The sequence below is a fragment of the Aquabacterium sp. A7-Y genome (assembly GCF_026153205.1).
GTDB lineage: Bacteria > Pseudomonadota > Gammaproteobacteria > Burkholderiales > Burkholderiaceae_C > Caldimonas.
This window is the reverse complement of record NZ_JAPFBW010000001.1, coordinates 162,416-179,887: the sequence shown is the minus strand read 5'-3', so window position 1 is coordinate 179,887 and position 17,472 is coordinate 162,416. Positions and strand designations below refer to the sequence as shown.

At 71.0% G+C, this 17,472-nt stretch carries 17 protein-coding genes; 9 read left to right on the top strand and 8 right to left on the bottom strand.

The features are described from left to right. Positions 1 to 14: 14 nt before the first annotated feature. Together lolD and OOT46_RS00800 are read right to left on the bottom strand one after the other, a co-directional pair. On the bottom strand, positions 15 to 689 hold the full coding sequence (gene lolD / locus OOT46_RS00805) for a lipoprotein-releasing ABC transporter ATP-binding protein LolD (protein WP_265401670.1): 675 nt from the start codon (positions 687 to 689) through the stop codon (positions 15 to 17). After that, complete coding sequence (locus OOT46_RS00800) at positions 682 to 1,938, bottom strand: lipoprotein-releasing ABC transporter permease subunit (RefSeq protein WP_265401669.1); 1,257 nt, start codon at positions 1,936 to 1,938, stop codon at positions 682 to 684. Before OOT46_RS00800 ends, lolD begins: the two co-directional genes overlap by 8 nt. A gap of 100 nt (positions 1,939 to 2,038) precedes the next feature. Here OOT46_RS00800 and OOT46_RS00795 point away from each other — a divergent pair, with 100 nt between their 5' ends. From OOT46_RS00795 to OOT46_RS00765, 7 genes are all read left to right on the top strand, one after another. Then, a complete protein-coding gene (locus OOT46_RS00795; protein WP_265401668.1) occupies positions 2,039 to 2,971 on the top strand; it encodes a hypothetical protein in 933 nt (310 codons plus the stop codon). A 50-nt stretch (positions 2,972 to 3,021) separates the two neighbouring features. Next, entirely contained in the window at positions 3,022 to 4,734 is a 1,713-nt protein-coding gene (gene recJ, locus OOT46_RS00790) for a single-stranded-DNA-specific exonuclease RecJ (protein WP_265401667.1), read from the top strand. A 137-nt stretch (positions 4,735 to 4,871) separates the two neighbouring features. Next, entirely contained in the window at positions 4,872 to 6,113 is a 1,242-nt protein-coding gene (locus tag OOT46_RS00785; RefSeq protein ID WP_265401666.1) for a PQQ-dependent sugar dehydrogenase, read from the top strand. 135 nt (positions 6,114 to 6,248) lie between these two features. Beyond that, a complete protein-coding gene (locus OOT46_RS00780) occupies positions 6,249 to 7,472 on the top strand; it encodes a PQQ-dependent sugar dehydrogenase (protein ID WP_265401665.1) in 1,224 nt (407 codons plus the stop codon). A gap of 93 nt (positions 7,473 to 7,565) precedes the next feature. Beyond that, on the top strand, positions 7,566 to 8,696 hold the full coding sequence (locus tag OOT46_RS00775) for a PQQ-dependent sugar dehydrogenase (protein WP_265401664.1): 1,131 nt from the start codon (positions 7,566 to 7,568) through the stop codon (positions 8,694 to 8,696). A gap of 97 nt (positions 8,697 to 8,793) precedes the next feature. Beyond that, positions 8,794 to 9,648, top strand: coding sequence for a 3',5'-nucleoside bisphosphate phosphatase (locus OOT46_RS00770; protein ID WP_416136127.1), 855 nt, complete (start codon positions 8,794 to 8,796; stop codon positions 9,646 to 9,648). Positions 9,649 to 9,709: 61 nt separating this feature from the next. Continuing rightward, positions 9,710 to 10,336, top strand: coding sequence for an L-threonylcarbamoyladenylate synthase (locus tag OOT46_RS00765; RefSeq protein ID WP_265401662.1), 627 nt, complete (start codon positions 9,710 to 9,712; stop codon positions 10,334 to 10,336). 18 nt (positions 10,337 to 10,354) lie between these two features. Here OOT46_RS00765 and OOT46_RS00760 read toward each other — a convergent pair whose 3' ends face one another. The 3 genes from OOT46_RS00760 to plsY are packed head-to-tail and all read right to left on the bottom strand — an operon-like array spanning position 10,355 to position 11,718. After that, positions 10,355 to 10,708, bottom strand: coding sequence for a glutaredoxin family protein (locus tag OOT46_RS00760; protein WP_265401661.1), 354 nt, complete (start codon positions 10,706 to 10,708; stop codon positions 10,355 to 10,357). Next, on the bottom strand, positions 10,705 to 11,064 hold the full coding sequence (locus OOT46_RS00755; protein WP_265401660.1) for a RidA family protein: 360 nt from the start codon (positions 11,062 to 11,064) through the stop codon (positions 10,705 to 10,707). Before OOT46_RS00755 ends, OOT46_RS00760 begins: the two co-directional genes overlap by 4 nt. Before the next feature lie 3 nt (positions 11,065 to 11,067). Then, positions 11,068 to 11,718, bottom strand: coding sequence for a glycerol-3-phosphate 1-O-acyltransferase PlsY (gene plsY / locus OOT46_RS00750; RefSeq protein ID WP_265401659.1), 651 nt, complete (start codon positions 11,716 to 11,718; stop codon positions 11,068 to 11,070). A gap of 545 nt (positions 11,719 to 12,263) precedes the next feature. Between plsY and OOT46_RS00745 the strand changes: the two genes are divergently transcribed. Then, positions 12,264 to 13,427 (top strand): hypothetical protein, encoded by a 1,164-nt coding sequence (locus OOT46_RS00745; RefSeq protein WP_265401658.1) that lies wholly within the window; start codon positions 12,264 to 12,266, stop codon positions 13,425 to 13,427. Positions 13,428 to 13,512: 85 nt separating this feature from the next. Here OOT46_RS00745 and OOT46_RS00740 read toward each other — a convergent pair whose 3' ends face one another. From OOT46_RS00740 to OOT46_RS00730, 3 genes are all read right to left on the bottom strand, one after another. Next, positions 13,513 to 14,949 (bottom strand): RNA polymerase factor sigma-54, encoded by a 1,437-nt coding sequence (locus tag OOT46_RS00740; RefSeq protein WP_265401657.1) that lies wholly within the window; start codon positions 14,947 to 14,949, stop codon positions 13,513 to 13,515. Between the two features lie 441 nt (positions 14,950 to 15,390). Next, complete coding sequence (locus tag OOT46_RS00735; protein ID WP_265401656.1) at positions 15,391 to 16,395, bottom strand: sugar phosphate nucleotidyltransferase; 1,005 nt, start codon at positions 16,393 to 16,395, stop codon at positions 15,391 to 15,393. Further along, on the bottom strand, positions 16,392 to 16,706 hold the full coding sequence (locus tag OOT46_RS00730) for a hypothetical protein (RefSeq protein WP_265401655.1): 315 nt from the start codon (positions 16,704 to 16,706) through the stop codon (positions 16,392 to 16,394). Before OOT46_RS00730 ends, OOT46_RS00735 begins: the two co-directional genes overlap by 4 nt. A 168-nt stretch (positions 16,707 to 16,874) precedes the next feature. Between OOT46_RS00730 and OOT46_RS00725 the strand changes: the two genes are divergently transcribed. After that, positions 16,875 to 17,465 carry a hemerythrin domain-containing protein gene (locus tag OOT46_RS00725; protein ID WP_265401654.1) on the top strand — a complete coding sequence of 197 codons (591 nt, stop codon included), beginning with the start codon at positions 16,875 to 16,877 and terminating at the stop codon, positions 17,463 to 17,465. Positions 17,466 to 17,472: the final 7 nt, after the last annotated feature.

Here is a 17,472-nt window from a genome sequence, read left to right as displayed (position 1 = left end):
CGTCCTCGACCCGCTCAGACCAGCAGGCCGGAGACCAGGTGCACCGCCCGGTCGCAACGCCGCGCGATCGCCTCGTCGTGGGTCACCACCACGAAAGACGTGCCGCGCAGGCGCGCCAGCGAGAGCATCAGGTCGAACACCACGTTGGCGGTGCCGCGGTCGAGGTTGCCGGTCGGCTCGTCGGCCAGCACGCAGGCCGGCTCGGACACCAGCGCCCGGGCGATCGCGACACGCTGGCGCTCCCCGCCCGAGAGCTCGGCCGGGCGGTGCAACACACGCTCGCCCAGGCCCACCTGCTGCAGCATCTCCTGGGCGCGTGCGCGTGCCGCGGCCGTGGGCAGGCGGCGGATGCGCAGCGGCATCGCGACGTTGTCGAGCGCGGTGAACTCGGGCAGCAGATGGTGGAACTGGTAGACGAAACCCAGGTGCCGGTTGCGCCACTGCCCCTGCTCGGCCGCGCCCAGGGCCGCGAGCTTGCGGCCCTGCAGCTGCACCTCGCCGGCGGTGGGCGCGTCCAGCCCGCCCAGCAGGTGCAGCAGGGTGCTCTTGCCCGAGCCCGACGCGCCGACGATGGCGAGGGTCTCGCCGGGCGCCACCGCGATGTCGACGCCGCGCAGCACGTGCACGTCGAGCGAGCCCTCGCGGAACCGCTTGTGCAGGCCGCGCGCGCTAAGGACCACGTCACTCATAACGCAGCGCCTCCGCCGGTTGCACGCGGCTGGCACGCCAGCTCGGGTAGATCGTGGCCAGGAAGGCCAGCACCAGCGAGATCAGGCCGATGGGCACGATGTCGGCGGCCTGCGGGTCGCTGGGCATGCGGCTGATCAGGTAGATGCTGCCGGGCAGGAAGCTGGCATTGAAGAGGCGTTCGAGAAAAGGCACGATCACATCGATATTGAAGGCCACCAGCAGGCCCAGGCCCAGGCCGGTGGCGGTGCCGATGATGCCCGAAACGGCGCCCTGCACCATGAAGACGCCCATGATGGAGCCCGGGCTCGCGCCCAGCGTCCGCAGGATGGCGATGTCGGCGCGCTTGTCGGTCACGGTCATCACCAGCGTGGAGACCAGGTTGAAGGCCGCGACCGCGACGATCAGCGTCAGGATGATGAACATCATGCGCTTCTCCAGCTGCACGGCCGCGAACCAGTTGCGATTGGTGCGGGTCCAGTCGCTGATCAGGAGGTCGCCGCTCAAGCCGCGGCTGAGTTCCTGGGCCACCCGCGGCGCCTGGTGCACATCGCTCAGGCGCAGCTGCACGCCGGTCGGGCCCTCGACGCGGAACAGCTTGGCGGCGTCGTCGATGTGCATCAGCGCCAGCGCGCTGTCGTATTCGTAGTGGCCGGCGTCGAAGCTGCCCACCACCGTCATCTGCTTGAGCCTGGGCACCACGCCGGCCGGCGTCATCTGCCCGCCCGGCGAGACCAGCGTCACCTTGTCGCCGGTCTGCACGCCCAGCATGCGGGCCAGCTCGCCGCCCAGCACGATGCCCCACTCGCCCGGCACCAGGCGCGTGAGCACGGTGTCCTTGAGCTGCCGGGCCAGCGGCGTCACCTCGGGTTCGTCCTCGGGCGAGATGCCGCGGATCATCGCGCCGCGCATCTCGTCGCCGCGCGCCACCAGGGCCTGGGTCGCGATGAAGGGGGCGGCCCCCAGCACCTGCGGGTTCTCGCGTGCCTGGGTCGCGGTCGCGCGCCAGTCGGGCAGCGCCTGGCCGCCGGCGGCATACACCTCGACATGCGAGACGACCGACAGCATGCGGTCGCGCACCTCCTTCTGGAAGCCGTTCATCACCGACAGCACGATGATCAACGCGGCGACGCCCAGCGAGATGCCCAGCATCGAGACGCCCGAGATGAAGGAGATGAATCCGTTGCGCCGGGTGGCGCGGCCCGCGCGCGTGTAGCGCCAGCCGATCTGCAGTTCGTAAGGCCAGTTCATGGGAGTGTGGCGGCGCTGCCGACAAAAATGCGCCGTTTTCGCGAAGCGTTCGATGCTAACCGAGCCGCCGCCCGGCCCGCCCCCCCGATAATTGCCGCCCATGCACCTGCTGATCCCCTATGCCTCGGCGCTGTCCGACGCCTGCCAGCACACCCTGAAGGACTTGCAGCTGCCGGTGCTGACGCAGGTGCTCGCCCGGCTGGCGCCGGCCTTGCGCAGCCAAGCTGACGAGGACTCGCTCTCGCCGCCGCACGAGCGCGCGTTGGCGCGCGCGCTCGGTCTCAGCGGCCCGGACGGCGGCCTGCCCTGGGGCGCCTGGCTGGCGGCCCGCGACGGCATCACCACCGGCGACCTGAACTGGGCCCTGTTGACGCCAGCGCACTGGCATGTCGGCACCGACCAGGTCACCATGCTGGATCCGCAGACCCTGCAGCTCGGCGAGGAGGAGTCGCGAGAGCTGCTGGAGGCGGTGCGCGAGCTGTTCGAGTCCGAGGGGTATGTGCTGGTCTGGGGCGCGGCGACACGCTGGTACGCGGCCCACGAGAGCTTCCGGGAACTGCCCACCGCCTCGCCCGACCGGGTGATCGGCCGCAACGTGCACGCCTGGATGCCGGAGCACCCCCAGTTCTCGCGCGTGCGGCGGCTGCAGAACGAGGTGCAGATGCTGCTCTACACCCATACACTGACCGACCGGCGCATCGAGCGCGGCCTGCCGCCCGTCAACTCCTTCTGGCTGAGCGGCTGCGGCCCGGCCCAGCCGGCCCTCGACCCTCCCGCGCTGGTGGTGGATACGCGGCTGCGCGACGCCTGGTTCGCCGAGGACTGGGCCGCCTGGGCCGAAGCCTGGCACGAGCTGGAGCGCGGACCGCTGACCCTGGCTCTGGCGGCGCTGCAGCGTGGCGCGCCGGTGCGGCTGACCTTGTGCGGCGAACGCAGCGCCCAGGACTTCGAGCTGCGCGACGGCGGCTGGTGGACGCGCCTGAAACAACGCTGGCAGCGCACGCAGCCGGCCGACGTGCTGCTGAATCTCTGAGGCCCCGGACCTGGGCGAGGCCTGGTAAGACCTGCTTTGTTGTTGTGGCGATGAAAATCACTTCCCGAGACATCCCTCCCCGCGCCGCCTGGGCGCTCGAACAGGCCGGCGTCCACCCGCTGCTGGCGCGGCTGTTCGCCGCGCGCGGTATCGCCAGTTCCGAGGACCTGGACGATTCGCTGGCCCGCCTGCTGCCGCCTGACAGCCTGCACGGCGCGGCCGAGGCCGCGTGTTTCCTGGCCGACGCGATCGCCGCGGGCAAGCGGATCTGCGTGGTGGCCGACTACGACTGCGACGGCGCCACGGCCTGCGCGGTGGCCTTGCGCGGCCTGGGCCTGCTGGGCGCCCGGCCCGAGCAGCTCGGCTACGTGGTGCCCGACCGCGCGGTGCACGGCTACGGCCTGTCGCCGGCGGTGGTGGACCTCGCGATGGCCTGTCGCCCGGACGTGCTGCTGACGGTGGACAACGGCATCGCCAGCCTGCAGGGCGTGGCGCACGCGCGCGCCCTCGGCCTCGACGTCGTGATCACCGACCACCACCTGCCGGCGCTGGTGGAGGAGCGGTTGGTGCTGCCCGAAGCCACCGTGATCGTGAACCCCAACCAGCCGGCTTGCGGCTTTCCCAGCAAGTGCCTGGCGGGTGTGGGCGTGATGTTCTACGTGCTGCTGGCGGTGCGCGCCGAGCTGCGCCGGCGTGGCGCCTTCAGCGCCCAGGAGCAGCCCCGCCTGGATACCCTGCTCGACCTGGTGGCGCTCGGCACCGTGGCCGACGTCGTCAAGCTCGACGCCAACAACCGGCGCCTGGTGGCCCAGGGCCTCAAGCGCATCCGCGCCGGGCGCATGCACGCGGGCGTGGCGGCCTTGTTCAAGGCGGCGGGCCGCGATCCGGCGCGCGCCAGCAGCTTCGACTTCGGCTTTGCGCTCGGGCCGCGCATCAACGCCGCCGGCCGGCTGGCCGACATGACCCTGGGCATCGAGTGCCTGCTGACCGACGACGCGGGCCGGGCCGCCGAGCTGGCCCAGACCCTGGACGCGATCAACCGCGAGCGGCGCGACGTCGAGGCCGGCATGCGCGAGCAGGCCGAGGCGATGCTGGAGTCGCTGATGCCCGAGGACGAACCGCCGCCGGCGCTGGCGATCTTCGACCCCGACTTCCATGAAGGGGTGGTCGGCATCGTGGCCTCGCGCCTGAAGGACAAGCTGCACCGGCCGACCTTCGTGTTCGCGCTCGGCCAGGACGGCCTGCTCAAGGGCTCGGGCCGCTCCATCCCGGGTTTTCACCTGCGCGACGCGCTGGACCTGGTCAGCAAGCGCCACCCGGGCGTGCTGAAGAAGTTCGGCGGTCATGCGATGGCGGCCGGCTGCACTCTCGAGGAGGAGGACTTCGACGTCTTCGAGCAGGCCTTCCAGCAGGTCGCCGACGAGTGGCTGGACCCCGGCCTGCTGGCCCGCACCGTCGCCACCGACGGCCCGCTGGAAGCGCGCTGGTACGCGCCCGAGGTGGTGCAGGCGCTGGAGCGCGAGGTCTGGGGCCAGGCCTTCGAGGCCCCGGTGTTCAGCGACGAGGTCGAGATCGTCTCGCAGCGTATCGTCGGCGAACGCCACCTCAAGCTCACGGTGCGCTGCGGCGGCGCGCTGCGCGAGGCGATCTGGTTCGGCCGCAGCGAGCCGGTGCCCGAGCGCAGCGTGCTGGCCTACCGGCTCTCGCTGGACGAGTACAACGGCGCCCAGCGGGTGCAGATGGTGGTCGAGGCACTGGCCTGAGCACCGCGCCGCGGACCCGGGCGCCCGTGCCGGCGGGAGCGTGCCGCTGACCCGCCGACCGGTTACCCTCCGTTGCGTGAACGTTTCCCAGCTGGCTACTCTGGCAATTCCTTCACTGCCACAGCCGAAGTGCCAGCATGGACCGAGAAGACCAAGACGCCCTCCCCCATCCCGACCGACGCCGTGTCCTGGCTCGCCTGGCGGCCCTCAGCGCCCTGAGCGCGGCCGGCATGGCCGCCTGCGGCGGCTCCGACGATCCGGATCCGCCGCCACCGCCGCCGCCTCCTCCGCCGCCGCGCCCGCCAGGACCGCTCAAAGTCACTGCGCTCACCGGCGGCCTGGCTTCGGCCTGGAGCCTGTGTTTCCTGCCGGACGGGCGGGCCCTGGTGACCGAAAAGCCCGGCCAGCTTCGCCTGCTCAGCAGCAACCTGGGCGGCACCGGCGTCCCGCTGGCGGGGGTTCCGGACGTGGCCCACGTCGGCCAGGGCGGCCTGCTCGACGTGGTGCTCGACCCCGACTTCGCCACCAACCGGCGCCTCTACCTCAGCTACTCCGAGCGCGAGTCGGCCCAGAGCGACGCCAACGGGCTGGCGGTCGCCAGGGCTCGCTTGAGCCAGGACGAGACCCGGCTCGAAGAGGTGACCGTGATCTTCCGCCAGGCCCCCAAGTACAACGGCGACAAGCACTTCGGCGGCCGCCTGGTGTTCCGCCGCGACCGCACGCTGTTCATCACGCTGGGCGAGCGCTCGGACGCCGCGACGCGCGTCAAGGCGCAGACCTTGGACAACCACCTCGGCAAGGTCGTGCGCATCCGCAGTGACGGCAGCATTCCTCCCGACAACCCGTGGGCCACGGCGAGCGGCCCGCAGGCGGCGCTCTGGAGCCGCGGCCACCGCAATCCGCAGGGCGCGGCCCTGCACCCCGGGACCGGCGAGCTGTGGGTCTGCGAGCACGGCCCGCAGGGCGGCGACGAGATCAACATCGTGCGCGCCGGCCAGAACTACGGCTGGCCACTGGTCAGCTATGGTTGCGAGTACGGCTCGCCGGAGGGCGACGCATGCCGTATCGGCGGCGGCACGCACGCCCCGCAGTACCCGGAGCCCCTGACCACCTGGACGCCGACCTCGACGGCACCGAGCGGGCTGGCCTTCTACACCGGCGACCGGTTCCCGGAGTGGAAGGGCCACCTCTTCACCGGGGCGTTGAAGGGCACGGCGCTGTGGCGGCTGGAAATCGAGGGGGATCGGGTGGTGGGCCGGGAGAAGCTGCTGGCGGACCTCGGCGCGCGCATCCGCGATGTGCGGCAGGGGCCGGACGGCTGGCTCTACGTGCTGACCGACCACGAGAGCAACTCGCGCATCTACCGCCTGGAGCGCTGAGGGCCGGCTGCCGAGCCGGCGAGGGAGCGTCACGGCAGGGAAAATCGGTTTCAATGTGAAGCACCGGGCAGGCCTCTGGTCGCGTTACCCTGCCGGGTTTTGGGGCCGCTTGGCCGCCCGCTGGAATTCCACCCGATGCAGTACCTTGCCCCTCCCCGTCGTCCGGCCTGCCCGGACGACGCGGTCGCTTCTCCCGGCCGCCGCCTCTGCTTGCAGGTCGGCGCCCTCTCCGCCGCCGGGGCGCTCGCCGGCCTGACCGGCTGCGCCACCGGGGCGGCCGCGCCCCCGGGGCCCCGCGCGCTGCCCCACACCACCGGGCTGGAGCTGCCCTGGGGCATGGCCTTCCTGCCCGACGGCCGGCTGCTGGTCACCGAGCGGCCCGGCCGACTGCGCCTCGTCGAGGTCGACGGCCGGCTCGTGTCGGCACCCGTGGCCGGCGTTCCGGAGGTCGAATACCGCGGCCACGGCGGACTGCTGGACATCGTGGTGGACCGTTTTTTCGAGCGCAACCGGCAGGTCTACCTCAGCTACACCGCCGCCTGCGCCGGCGATGAGCCGCCGCTCAACTGCCTGATGGCCGCCCGCGCGACCCTGAGCGCCGATGCCACCGCGCTGGAAAACCTGCAGCCCATCTTCCGGCAGTGGCCGCCGGTGGAAAGCGGCGAGAACCTGGGCGGCCGGCTGGCCGTGAGCCGGGACGGCATGCTGTTCATCACCCTCGGCGACCGCCGCGAGCCGGGCGAGCGGGTGCACGCCCAGGACCTCGCCTACCACCAGGGCAAGGTGGTGCGCATCCGAACCGATGGCAGTGTGCCCGGCGACAACCCCTTCGTGCACACGCCGGGCGCGCTGCCGGAGATCTGGAGCTACGGCCACCGCAACCCGCAAGGCGCGATGCTGCACCCCGACTCCGACGAGCTCTGGACCAGCGAACACGGCCCTTTCGGCGGCGACGAAATCAACATCACCCGCCACGGCCGCAACTACGGCTGGCCCGTGATCACCTACGGCTGCGAGTACGACGGCTGCGCGGCGATCGGCGAGGGGCCGACCAAGGCCGGCATGGAGCAGCCGCTGACCTGGTGGGGCCAGCCCTCGATCGCCCCCAGCAACCTGCTGCTCTATACCGGCGGGCGTTTCCCCCAGTGGCGCGGCAGCCTGTTCGTCGCGACGCTGGCCGGACTTGCGCTGTGGCGCATCGAGCTGGGCGGCAGCCCGGCCGAGCCCCAGGTGCTCAGGCGCGAGCCGCTGTTTGCCGAACTGGGCCAGCGGCTGCGTGACGTGCAGCAGAGCCCGGACGGCGGCCTCTACCTGCTCACCGACGGCGCACCCGCGAGCATCTTGCGCATCGAGGCCTGAGACGGCGGGACCGGCGGGCAAGGCGGCAGCACGGTGCCGGGCGGCACCATACACAGTAGGATGGCCCCCAGCACAACGCCCACGGAGTCTTGCATGTGCCCTCGGTCCGTCCGCCCCACCCTCGTGCCGCGGCTCTCACGTGCCGCCCTGCTCACCCTGGCCCTGATCGCCGGGGCCTGGCCCCTGTCTGCCGCAGCCCTCAAGCCGGTGACGGTGGCGCGCGGGCTGCAGAACCCGTGGGGTCTCGCCTTCCTGCCCGACGGCCGCATGCTGGTGACCGAACGCCCCGGCCGGCTGCGTCTGGTCTCGCCCCAGGGCCGGCTGGGCCCGCCGCTGGCCGGGCTGCCCGCCATCGACGCCGGCGGCCAGGGTGGCCTGCTCGACGTCGCCGTCGATCCACGCTTCAAGGACAACGGCTGGATCTACTTCAGCTATAGCGAGGCGGGCGAAGGTGGCAGCGGCACCGCGGTGGCGCGTGCCCGGCTGCAGGGCGAGCGGCTGACCGAGCTGAGCGTGATCTTCCGGCAGGCGCCCAAATACAAGGGCGGCAACCACTTCGGCTCGCGCCTGGTGTTCGGCCGCGACGGCCGGCTGTTCGTCACCCTGGGCGACCGCTTCGGTCCGCGCCAGCAGGCCCAGGAGCTGGACAACCACCTGGGCAAGATCGTCCGCATCGAGGCCGACGGGCGGGTCCCCGGGGACAACCCGCTGGTGGGCAAGCCGCCGGGGCGGCCGGAGATCTGGAGCTGGGGTCACCGCAACGTGCAGGGCGCGGCGCTGCATCCGCAGACCGGCGAGTTGTGGACCCACGAGCACGGGCCGCAGGGCGGTGACGAAGTCAACATCGCCGAGCGTGGCAAGAACTACGGCTGGCCCGTGATCACCTACGGCCGCGAGTACGGTACCGGCCTGCGCATCGGCGAAGGCAACACCAAGGCGGGCATGGAACAGCCGCTGCTCCACTGGGTGCCGTCGATCGCGCCCAGCGGCATGGCCTTCGTGACGAGCGAGCGCTATCCCGGCTGGCAGGGCAACCTGGTGGTCGGTGCGCTGCGCGCGCAGGTGCTGGTGCGGCTCGAACTCGACGGCCGCAAGGTGGTGCGCGAGGAGCGCCTGCTGCAGACCCTGCACGAGCGCATCCGCGACGTGCGGCAAGGCCCGGACGGCTGGCTCTACATCCTGACCGACAGCGAGGACGGCCGGATCGTGCGGCTGCAGCCTTGAACGGCGTGGGCCGGGCGACGGGCGGTCGCCGCAGCAGCGGGCAAGGACTTTGCTCGCTGCGCCGGCGGCGCCGAAGCGGGCTCCCTACAATGTGCCGGTGAACATCCAGAACGCCGACCTGCACTGCCACTCCAACGTTTCCGACGGCACCCTCACGCCGGAGGAACTCGCCGCCCGCGCCAAGGCGAACGGGGTGGAGTTGTGGGCGCTGACCGACCACGACGAAGTCGGCGGTCAGCAGCGCGCGGCACAGGCTGCCGCAGCACTCGGCCTGCCCTACCTGAGCGGCACCGAGATTTCGGTCACTTTCGCCGGCGAGACCGTGCACATCGTCGGCCTGGGCTTCGACGTGGCCGACCCCGGGCTCGCGGCCGGCCTGGCGCGCACGCGCGGCGGGCGCGAGTTGCGGGCGCGCGAGATGTCGGCCGACCTGGAGCGTGTCGGCATCGCCGGCGCCTACGAAGGCGCGCTGAAGTACGTCGGCAACCCCGACCTCATCTCGCGCACCCACTTCGCCCGCTATCTGGTCGAGGTGGGCGCCTGCCGCGACACCCAGGAGGTCTTCCGCAAGTACCTCACCGAGGGCAAGCCCGGTTATGTCGAACACCGCTGGGCCACGCTGGACGATGCGGTGGCCTGGATCACCGGCGCCGGCGGCATCGCGGTGGTGGCCCACCCCGGGCGCTACAAGTTCAGCGCCAACGAGGAGTACGCGCTGTTCTCGCACTTCAAGGACATCGGCGGCCGTGGCGTCGAGGTGGTGACCGGCAGCCACACGGCCCAGGACTACGTCAAGTACGCGGGCGTGGCGGCCGAGTTCGGCCTGTTCGCCTCGCGCGGCTCCGACTTTCATTCGCCCTCCGAGAGCCACACCGACCTCGGCAGCCTGCCCTTCCTGAGCAGCGGCTTGAGCCCGGTCTGGGAGGCCCTGAGCGAGCGTGTGCAGGTGTGACGGGCAGGCTTCGAAACGGTCGGTGACCAGCCGGCCCTGAGTCGGCGCCGACAATGGGTCCATGGCCCAGTACTTCGAAGTCCATCCCGACAATCCCCAGCCGCGCCTGCTCAAGCAGGCCGCCCAGATCCTGCACGCGGGCGGCATCGCGGCCATCCCGACCGACTCCAGCTATGCGCTGGTCTGCCACCTCGACGACAAGGGCGCGGCCGAGTCGCTGCGCCGCATCCGCGGCGTCGACGACAAACACCACCTCACGCTGTTGTGCCGCGACCTCTCGGAGCTGGCGAGCTACGCCAAGGTCGACAACCGGCAGTACCGCCTGCTCAAGCTCGGCACGCCGGGCGCCTACACCTTCATCCTCGAAGCCACCAAGGAAGTGCCGCGCCGCGTCTCGCACCCCTCGCGGCGCACGATAGGCCTGCGTGTCCCGGGGCATGGTGTCGCCCAGGAGTTGCTGGCCGTGCTCGGCCAGCCGCTGCTCGCGACCACCTTGATCCCGCCGGGCGAGGACGAGCCGCTGAACGATGCGGCCGAGATCCGCGAGCGCTTCGAGAAGTCCCTCCAGGCCGTGGTCGATGCCGGCGCCTGCCCGATGCAGCCGACCACCGTGATCGACCTCACCGAGGACGCACCGCGCGTGGTGCGCGTCGGCCGCGGAGCGCTGGACGTGCTGGGCCTGGCCTGAGCGGGTCCTCGGCCCGGATCAGCGCTGCAGCACCCGGGCGATGCGCTCCGGGTCGAAGCCCACCTGGCGCTCGCCGCGCACCACCAGCGTCGGCACGCCGGGCGCCCGCAGCCGCTCGTAGCTGGTGCGGCAGGCGGCGCTGGTGCTGGTGTTGCATTCGGTGTAGGGCACCTGCCGCGCATCGAGCCAGCTGCGCGCCTCGGCGCAGTAAGGGCAGTCGGTGGTCGTGAACATGACGATGTCGTGCGGGCCGGCGTGCCTCACCAGCGCCCGCTCGATCTCCCGCTCGCTCCACCAGCGCGCCAGCGCCGCACCGCCGAGCAGCACGCCGGCGATCACGGCGAGGCTCAGGAAGCGGCGCACCCGACTCACGACGATGCGGCCGGCAGGGCCGCGGTGACCACCACCTCGATGCGCCAGCCGGGACGGGCCAGCGCCGCCTGCACCGTGGCCCGGGGCGGCGCATGACCCGCCGGGACCCAGGCGTCCCAGACCTCGTTCATGCCCGCAAAGTCGGCCAGGTCGGCGAGGAAGATTTGCGCCATCAACATGTGGCGCTTGTCGGTGCCGGCCTCGGCCAGCAGCCGGTCGACCATGCCCAGCACCTCGGCGGTCTGGCCGCGGATGTCCAGGGTCTCGTTGTCAGGCACCTGGCCTGCCAGCCAGACGGTGCCGTTGTGAACCGCCATCTCCGACAGGCGGGGGCCGACATGGAAACGCGTGACCATCGCTCAGGCCCCTTTTTTCGGTGCCGCGGCCGGGGCCGCCGGCGAGGACTTCTGGCCGATCTTGCTTTCCTTGCCTTCGATCAGCTTGCGGATGTTGGCCGCATGCCGCCAGACCAGCAGCAGGCTCATCACCAGCACCGCCCCCAGCGTGGCGCCCGGGCCCCAGCCCAGCAGTTGGAAAAACGGCGCGAACGCCGCGGCGACCAGCGCGGCCAGCGAGGAATAGCGAGTGAAGAAGGCGACGATCAGCCACGTGGCCAGGGTCGCGAGGCCCAGCCAGGGATTGATCGCGAGCAGCACGCCGGCCGCCGTCGCCACACCCTTGCCGCCCTGGAAGCGGAAGAACACCGGAAACAGATGGCCGAGGAAAGCCGCCAGGCCGGCCAGGGCGACCGCACCTTCGCCGAGCCCGAAAGGCTCGCCGCAGGCCCGCACCAACAGCACCGGCACCACACCTTTGACGGCGTCCAGCAGCAAGGTCAGGATGGCCGCGGTCTTGTTGCCCGAGCGCAGCACGTTGGTGGCGCCCGGGTTGTTGGAGCCGTAGGTGCGCGGGTCGCTCAGCCCCATCACGCGGCTGACGATCACCGCGAAGGACAGCGAGCCGATCAGGTAGGCGCCGATCACGGCGAGAACGAGGTAAAGGGTCTCCATGGAATCCTGCTGGCGGCCGGTGGCCTGTGGTCTGTAGCAACCCGCATTGTGCACGGCCGGCCCTGGTCCTTAGTCCACTGAATCAGGGAAATGGCACCCCCGTGAGGCCCCAAGCCGGCCCAATCTAGGCGCGAGACACAGCCGGGGTCGGGCCCCGGCGAAGGCTCGCAACGACGAGTGGGCCGGCTTGGGGCCTCACCCTGCGGGCCGGGGAGTCTGAGGGGCCGAGGCGTCGTTGCGCCGCTTGCCCAGGCGTCCAGCCTGGGCTGCGCGCCGCGCCTAGCCTCGCCCCCTCAGACTCCCCGGCGGGGGTGCCATTCCCTGATTCAGTGGACTAAGCCACAGGAACAGCCCTTGCTCGATTGGTGTGCTGCGTGAAGGAAACGAAGACCCAAAAACCGAGGCCTGACGCCGCCCTGCGTGCCTGGTAAAGGCTACACGGACTTGTAGAAGTGCCCCGTCCGCCAGCGAGCGTCGGTCCTCAACGTTTTCTGCAGATGGCGCAGTCAGGAGCTCGATCACCACCAGGCTTGAAAGGATCAACGATGCAGCAACGAAACTATGGAGATCAGCGTCGCAATGAGGGCAGCGACGACGACTACCGCTCGCGCAGCGACGACCGCTGGGGCTCGCCCGAGCGCTGGCAGGGCCGCGGCCAGGGGCGCGACTATGAAGGCGCCCGCAGCAGCGAGTTCGGAGGCGGCTACGGCGGCGGCTCGAACTACCAGGGCGGCAGCGATTTCGACAGCGGCCGCGGCTCGATGGGCGACTACTACACCGGCGGCCAGCGCGGCAGCCAGTACAGCACCGGCGGCTACGCCGGCAGCTACGGTTCGCAGGGGCCGCAGGGCGGCTCGCAAGGCTGGGAAGGCTCGCGCGGCTACGGTGGGCAGGACGAGTCCTATGGCCAGCGCGGCGGCAGCCAGTACGGCGGCGGGCAGCAGCAATACGGCGGTGGCCAGCAAGGCCGTGGCCAGTACGGGCAGCAGCAAGGCAACCAGTTCGGCCAAGCGCAGGGCGGCGGCTACGGCGGGGGCCAGGAGCAGCGCGGCCAGTACGGCGGTCAGCAGCGCGATCCCCAGGCTGGCCGCTACGGCAGCGTCTACGGCGGCTACGGCAGTGGCAGCAGCGGCGCGGGCTACGGCGGCGGCTATAGCGTGCAGGGCGACGACTACCGGGGCGGCGGCTACGGCGGCCAGTCCTATGACGAGCACTCCAGCGGCACCTACCAGCGCAACTATGGCGGCGCTGGCGGGCACGAGGGCTACAGTTACCAGGGCCAGCGCCACGTCGATCCGGACTACCACCAGTGGCGCACCGAGCAGCTGCGCAACCTCGACGAGGACTACCACCAGTGGCGCCAGGAGCGCTACAAGAAGTTCTCCGATGAGTTCAACCAGTGGCGCCAGGGCCGCCAGTCGGGCAGCGCCGGCCAGGGCAGCCAGGGCATGGGCGGTTCCGGGATAGGCGGCTCAGCCGCCGGCAGCACCGGCACCACCACCGGCGACACCTCCTCGGGCCTGGGCGCGAGTTCGGGCACGGCCAACGCGGGCAGCAGCGGCGCCGGCTCCACCGGTTCGACCGCAGGCAGCGCCGGCCTGTCGGCCAGCACCGGTTCGGCCGCCGGCAGCGACGCGAGCAACCGCGCCAGCGGTCAGCCGGGCAGCTCGGTGGCGCAGGGCGGCTCGTCGTCGTCCAGGACCAAGTGAGGCCGGCCGGGAGGCCCACCTCCCGGCCCCCAACAAAACACGCCGGCATTGCCGGCGTGTTTCTTCCTCTCGCGAGAGCGCGCCCTCAGACGTGCTTGCGGCGCTTCTCGACCGAGGGCAGGCGCATCATCTGACGGTACTTGGTGACCGTGCGGCGCGCCACGCTGAGTCCCTGGCGCGCCAGCTGGCGTGCGATCTGGGCGTCCGAGAGCGGATCCATCGCGTCCTCGGCCTCGATCATGTCCTTGATCACGCCGCGGATCGCGGTGGCCGAGCAGGAACCGCCGCTGACGGTGGGCAGCGCACGCGAGAAAAAGTACTTGAGCTCGAACACGCCCAACGGCGTCGCCATGTACTTGTTGTTGGTCACGCGCGAGACGGTGGACTCGTGCAGGCCCAGCTCCTCGGCGATCTCGCGCAGGCCCAGCGGCTTCATCGCCAGCGCGCCGTACTCCAGGAAGTGCCGCTGCCGCTTCACGATGGCCTGGGCCACGTGCAGGATGGTCGCGAAGCGCTGCTCGACGTTGCGCACCGTCCAGCGCGCCTCCTGCAGGTGGGCGGCGAGCTCGGAGTGGCCCGAGTCACGGTGGCGCTGGAACAGCTCGGCATAGACCTGGTTCAGGCGCACCTTGGGAATCACGTCCGGGTTCAGCGTGGCGGTCCAGATGCCGCGCACCTTGCGCACGATCACGTCGGGCGTGACGAACTGGGTGTTCGAGGGACCGAAGCGCCAGCCGGGCCGCGGGTCGAGGTGGCGGATGCGCTCGCACACCGCCTCGACCTGGGCCACGCTGGCACCGAGCGCGCGCGCCAAGCCGTTGACGTCGCGCGTGGCGAGGCGGTCGAGGTGTTCGCCGACGATGCGGCACGCCAGTTCCTGTTCCGAGGCCGGTTGGATGTCCTTGAGCTGCAGCAGCAGGCATTCGCGCACATCGCGCGCCGCGATGCCGCTCGGATCGAGCGACTGGACCAGCTTCAGCGCAACGTTCATCTCGGTGTCGTCCGCCGCCGGCGAGCACTCGACCAGGCCCTGCAGCTCCTCCAGCGTCAGGCGCAGGTAGCCGTCGTCGTCGAGTGCTTCGATGATGGTGCCGGCCAGGGTCCGGTCGCGCTGGGACAGCGGCATGACGTTGATCTGGCTGTGCAGGTGCTGGCGCAGCGAGATGTCGGCGGCCACCATCTCGACCAGGTCGAGGTCGCCGTCGCCACTGCCGCCGCGGCCCGAGCCACCGCCCGTGGAACCCCAGCTTTCGCGGTCCCAGGGGGTGTCGGCCGCCGGGGCCGACACCGGCGTCACTTCATTCCAGGTGGCCGCCGGCTCCGCAGCGGCGGCGTCCGGGGCCGTCTGGGGCGTGGCGTGGGCGTCGCTGTCTTCCTCGAGGAAGGGATTGCTGCCTACCGCCTGGTTGACCTCCTGAGCGAAGTCGAGGGACGACAGCTGCAGCAGGCGGACCGCCTGTTGAAGGCGCGGCGTCAGGGTCTGGTGTTGCCGGTGCTCGAGTCGAATGACCGGTGCGTTCATGCAGTCCTCCCGATGAAAGCCCCCATGACTGCTACCGGCAGATGGATGGGGTTGCGCATAAGAATGAGCAAGGATGGAAAACAAATGAGACAGGCCGGTGACGTCCGCAAGCTGCTCCCGCGGGGGACACGCTGTGTCTTTGAGAGCGCGGAGGCAGGACGGTACGGCACGGCAGAGGTGGCTGGATCAGTGTGGATGCGGGAAATGAAACTCCTGCCCGGCAGCGGGCGGCACCCGCCGGAGGTGGCAGTGCTCCGGCCCGGGCGCGTCCTGTTTGAGCAACCCCTGTGCCAAGCAATCGGGAAGCAAAAGTCCATGGAGGACGCCCGTGCGGCGTCTCCAGCGCGGCGCAGCCGCCCAACCGGCGGCTCGGCGTGTCGCAAGCCGCCCCGGTATTGGCTCCCGGCTCCGCGGAGGGAACAGGCGAGGGGCGGGCCCTGCCTAATTTCTGACCAAGGTCAGCCGCGGGCGACCCGTAACGGCCCGGCCAGGGAGAGGCAAAGCCCGCGCCTGGACCTGCGACAAATCCTCTGAGGCAGGAACAAATTGTGCGGTTTGCCGCAATAAATGCTGAAACTCCCCCGCAACTTGGGGGTGCCGGGACGCCTGGACGAGGTTGGCCTCGAGCCAGCTCAATGGGGCGGCGCAATCGAAGCGTCGACCCGTATAACGAAAGGCGAACACCGGCTCGGTCAGCAGCGTCGCGGCGAGCGCGTCGCGAAGGCCGGGACTCCGCGTCCGCGCGCCATGCCGCAAGGGCTCCAGGTTGGCGAAGACTCGAGGTGTGAAGACGCAGCGGCCGGCCGCCGTCCATATCCGGGCTTGCGGCCCCTGCGCGCCGGCCGGACGGCCCTGCCCTACCGCGCGGACGCAGGCCAGCCGCAGGTCGCTGACCGCCGTTTCCACCCAGAGTGCCGCGGTCGCCGAGGTTCCGGCGCCAGCTGCCTCGACCGCCACCATGCTGCCCGGCGTACGCGGGAACTGCGCCGCCATCTGGGCCAGCACACCGGGCTCGCCCTGCAGAAACTCCGCCGGCAGCAGCAGCGCGAAGGCGTCATCCTCGAGCAGCGGCCGCGCGCTGGCGAGCGCCCGCGCCAGGCCGCCCTCGCCCCCGGGGCGCAGCACATGCGCTTTCACGCCGCCAGGCAGCACCGCGAGTTCGGCGTCCAGTTGCTCGTCCACCGCCTCGTGCGAACGCTCGACGACAAACACCAGCTCGTCGATGCCGGCGGCCAGCGCCTCGTTGATCGCGTAGTGGATCAGCGGCCGGTCGACCACCGGCAGCAGCTCGACGGGAAGCGCCCGCAGGGCCGACCAGCCGACCGGCTCGGCGCCGCCGAGAGGAATCAGCGCCCGGCGCAGCGTCAGCCCACGCCGCGGCGGCTGGGGAAGCTCTGCGCGCTTGTCGCCGCCGAGGACACGCCGCAGGCAAGCCGGCAGCTTCATCGACGGTCGCCCTTGAGCTTCTCGTTGTAGACCTTGTCCATCACCGTGCCGCGGTCCGTGTCCACCAGGCCGCGCTCGACGTCGTCGTGGGCCTGCTGCATCACCTCGTCCTGCTGAGGCTGCTGCTGGTCCTGGCTGTCGGCGGATTCGTCGCGCTCGTGCGGCAGGCGCGGGTTGCGCTTGTGGGCCACGTTGTTGGTGGTCTGCCCCGTCTGCACACGTTGTCCGATGTCGGGACGCGGCCCGTCCCGCTCGGTGGACGGGGGCCGTCCGAGAGGCTCGCTGCCGGGCTGTGGGCGGCTCGTTGGCATGCAATGTCTCCTGGCAATGATGTTGCGTGTCGGGCAAGGGGCGTGCCGTCCGGCAGCGCCCGCCCACTGCCCGGCCCGCTTGCGATAGCGCCTTGCAGCAGGCGAGGAACAGCGATTGCTGAAGGCTTGCTTGACTCACCGACTTCATGGGCCAAGAAGGAGTACGTCATGACGACCCGCACCTCGAGCGCGCGCTCGGATGTTCTGGAGATGCTGAAGGAAGACCACAAGCGCCTGAAGAAGGCCTTCAGGGACTTCGCGAGGCTGGACCCCGAGCGCGACGTGAAGGCATGCCGGCAGCTTGTCGATCGGTCGTGCAGCGACCTGGAGCTGCATGCCCGGCTCGAGGAGGAGCTGTTCTACCCGGCTGCGCGCGGCGGCATGGACGAGCCCGAGCTGATCGAGGAGGCCGAGGTCGAGCACGCCTCGGCGAAGTCGCTGATCCAGCAGCTGCGCAGCATGTCCGCCGAGGATCCCAAGTTCGCCGCCACCTTCACCGTGCTGGGCGAGTACGTCAAGCACCACATCAAGGAAGAGGAAGGCGAGCTGTTCGAGAAGCTCAGCCGGGCGCGCGTCGAGTGGGAGGACCTGCTCGACGAAATGACCGAGCGCCGCCTCGAGCTCGAGAACGAGATGGGCGTGGCCGCGGGCGAGGACCACGCCGGCCACGAGGAAGCCGAGAGCGAGCACGTCGAGACCGAGGTCTCGCCAGCGGCCCGCGCCGGCCGCCACGAGTCCAACCGCAAGGCCGCCCGCTGAAGGCCGC

What these genes read in the sequence shown, in the direction of transcription:
- recJ (WP_265401667.1), top strand. Translation starts at nt 3,022, where the DNA reads ATGAAAATCACTTCCCGAGACATCCCTCCCCGCGCCGCCTGGGCGCTC.
- OOT46_RS00775 (WP_265401664.1), top strand. Translation starts at nt 7,566, where the DNA reads ATGTGCCCTCGGTCCGTCCGCCCCACCCTCGTGCCGCGGCTCTCACGT.
- OOT46_RS00800 (WP_265401669.1), bottom strand. Translation starts at nt 1,938, where the DNA reads ATGAACTGGCCTTACGAACTGCAGATCGGCTGGCGCTACACGCGCGCG.
- OOT46_RS00740 (WP_265401657.1), bottom strand. Translation starts at nt 14,949, where the DNA reads ATGAACGCACCGGTCATTCGACTCGAGCACCGGCAACACCAGACCCTG.
- OOT46_RS00755 (WP_265401660.1), bottom strand. Translation starts at nt 11,064, where the DNA reads ATGGTCACGCGTTTCCATGTCGGCCCCCGCCTGTCGGAGATGGCGGTT.
- OOT46_RS00780 (WP_265401665.1), top strand. Translation starts at nt 6,249, where the DNA reads ATGCAGTACCTTGCCCCTCCCCGTCGTCCGGCCTGCCCGGACGACGCG.
- OOT46_RS00765 (WP_265401662.1), top strand. Translation starts at nt 9,710, where the DNA reads ATGGCCCAGTACTTCGAAGTCCATCCCGACAATCCCCAGCCGCGCCTG.
- OOT46_RS00745 (WP_265401658.1), top strand. Translation starts at nt 12,264, where the DNA reads ATGCAGCAACGAAACTATGGAGATCAGCGTCGCAATGAGGGCAGCGAC.
- lolD (WP_265401670.1), bottom strand. Translation starts at nt 689, where the DNA reads ATGAGTGACGTGGTCCTTAGCGCGCGCGGCCTGCACAAGCGGTTCCGC.
- OOT46_RS00735 (WP_265401656.1), bottom strand. Translation starts at nt 16,395, where the DNA reads ATGAAGCTGCCGGCTTGCCTGCGGCGTGTCCTCGGCGGCGACAAGCGC.
- OOT46_RS00725 (WP_265401654.1), top strand. Translation starts at nt 16,875, where the DNA reads ATGACGACCCGCACCTCGAGCGCGCGCTCGGATGTTCTGGAGATGCTG.
- OOT46_RS00795 (WP_265401668.1), top strand. Translation starts at nt 2,039, where the DNA reads ATGCACCTGCTGATCCCCTATGCCTCGGCGCTGTCCGACGCCTGCCAG.
- OOT46_RS00730 (WP_265401655.1), bottom strand. Translation starts at nt 16,706, where the DNA reads ATGCCAACGAGCCGCCCACAGCCCGGCAGCGAGCCTCTCGGACGGCCC.
- OOT46_RS00785 (WP_265401666.1), top strand. Translation starts at nt 4,872, where the DNA reads ATGGACCGAGAAGACCAAGACGCCCTCCCCCATCCCGACCGACGCCGT.
- plsY (WP_265401659.1), bottom strand. Translation starts at nt 11,718, where the DNA reads ATGGAGACCCTTTACCTCGTTCTCGCCGTGATCGGCGCCTACCTGATC.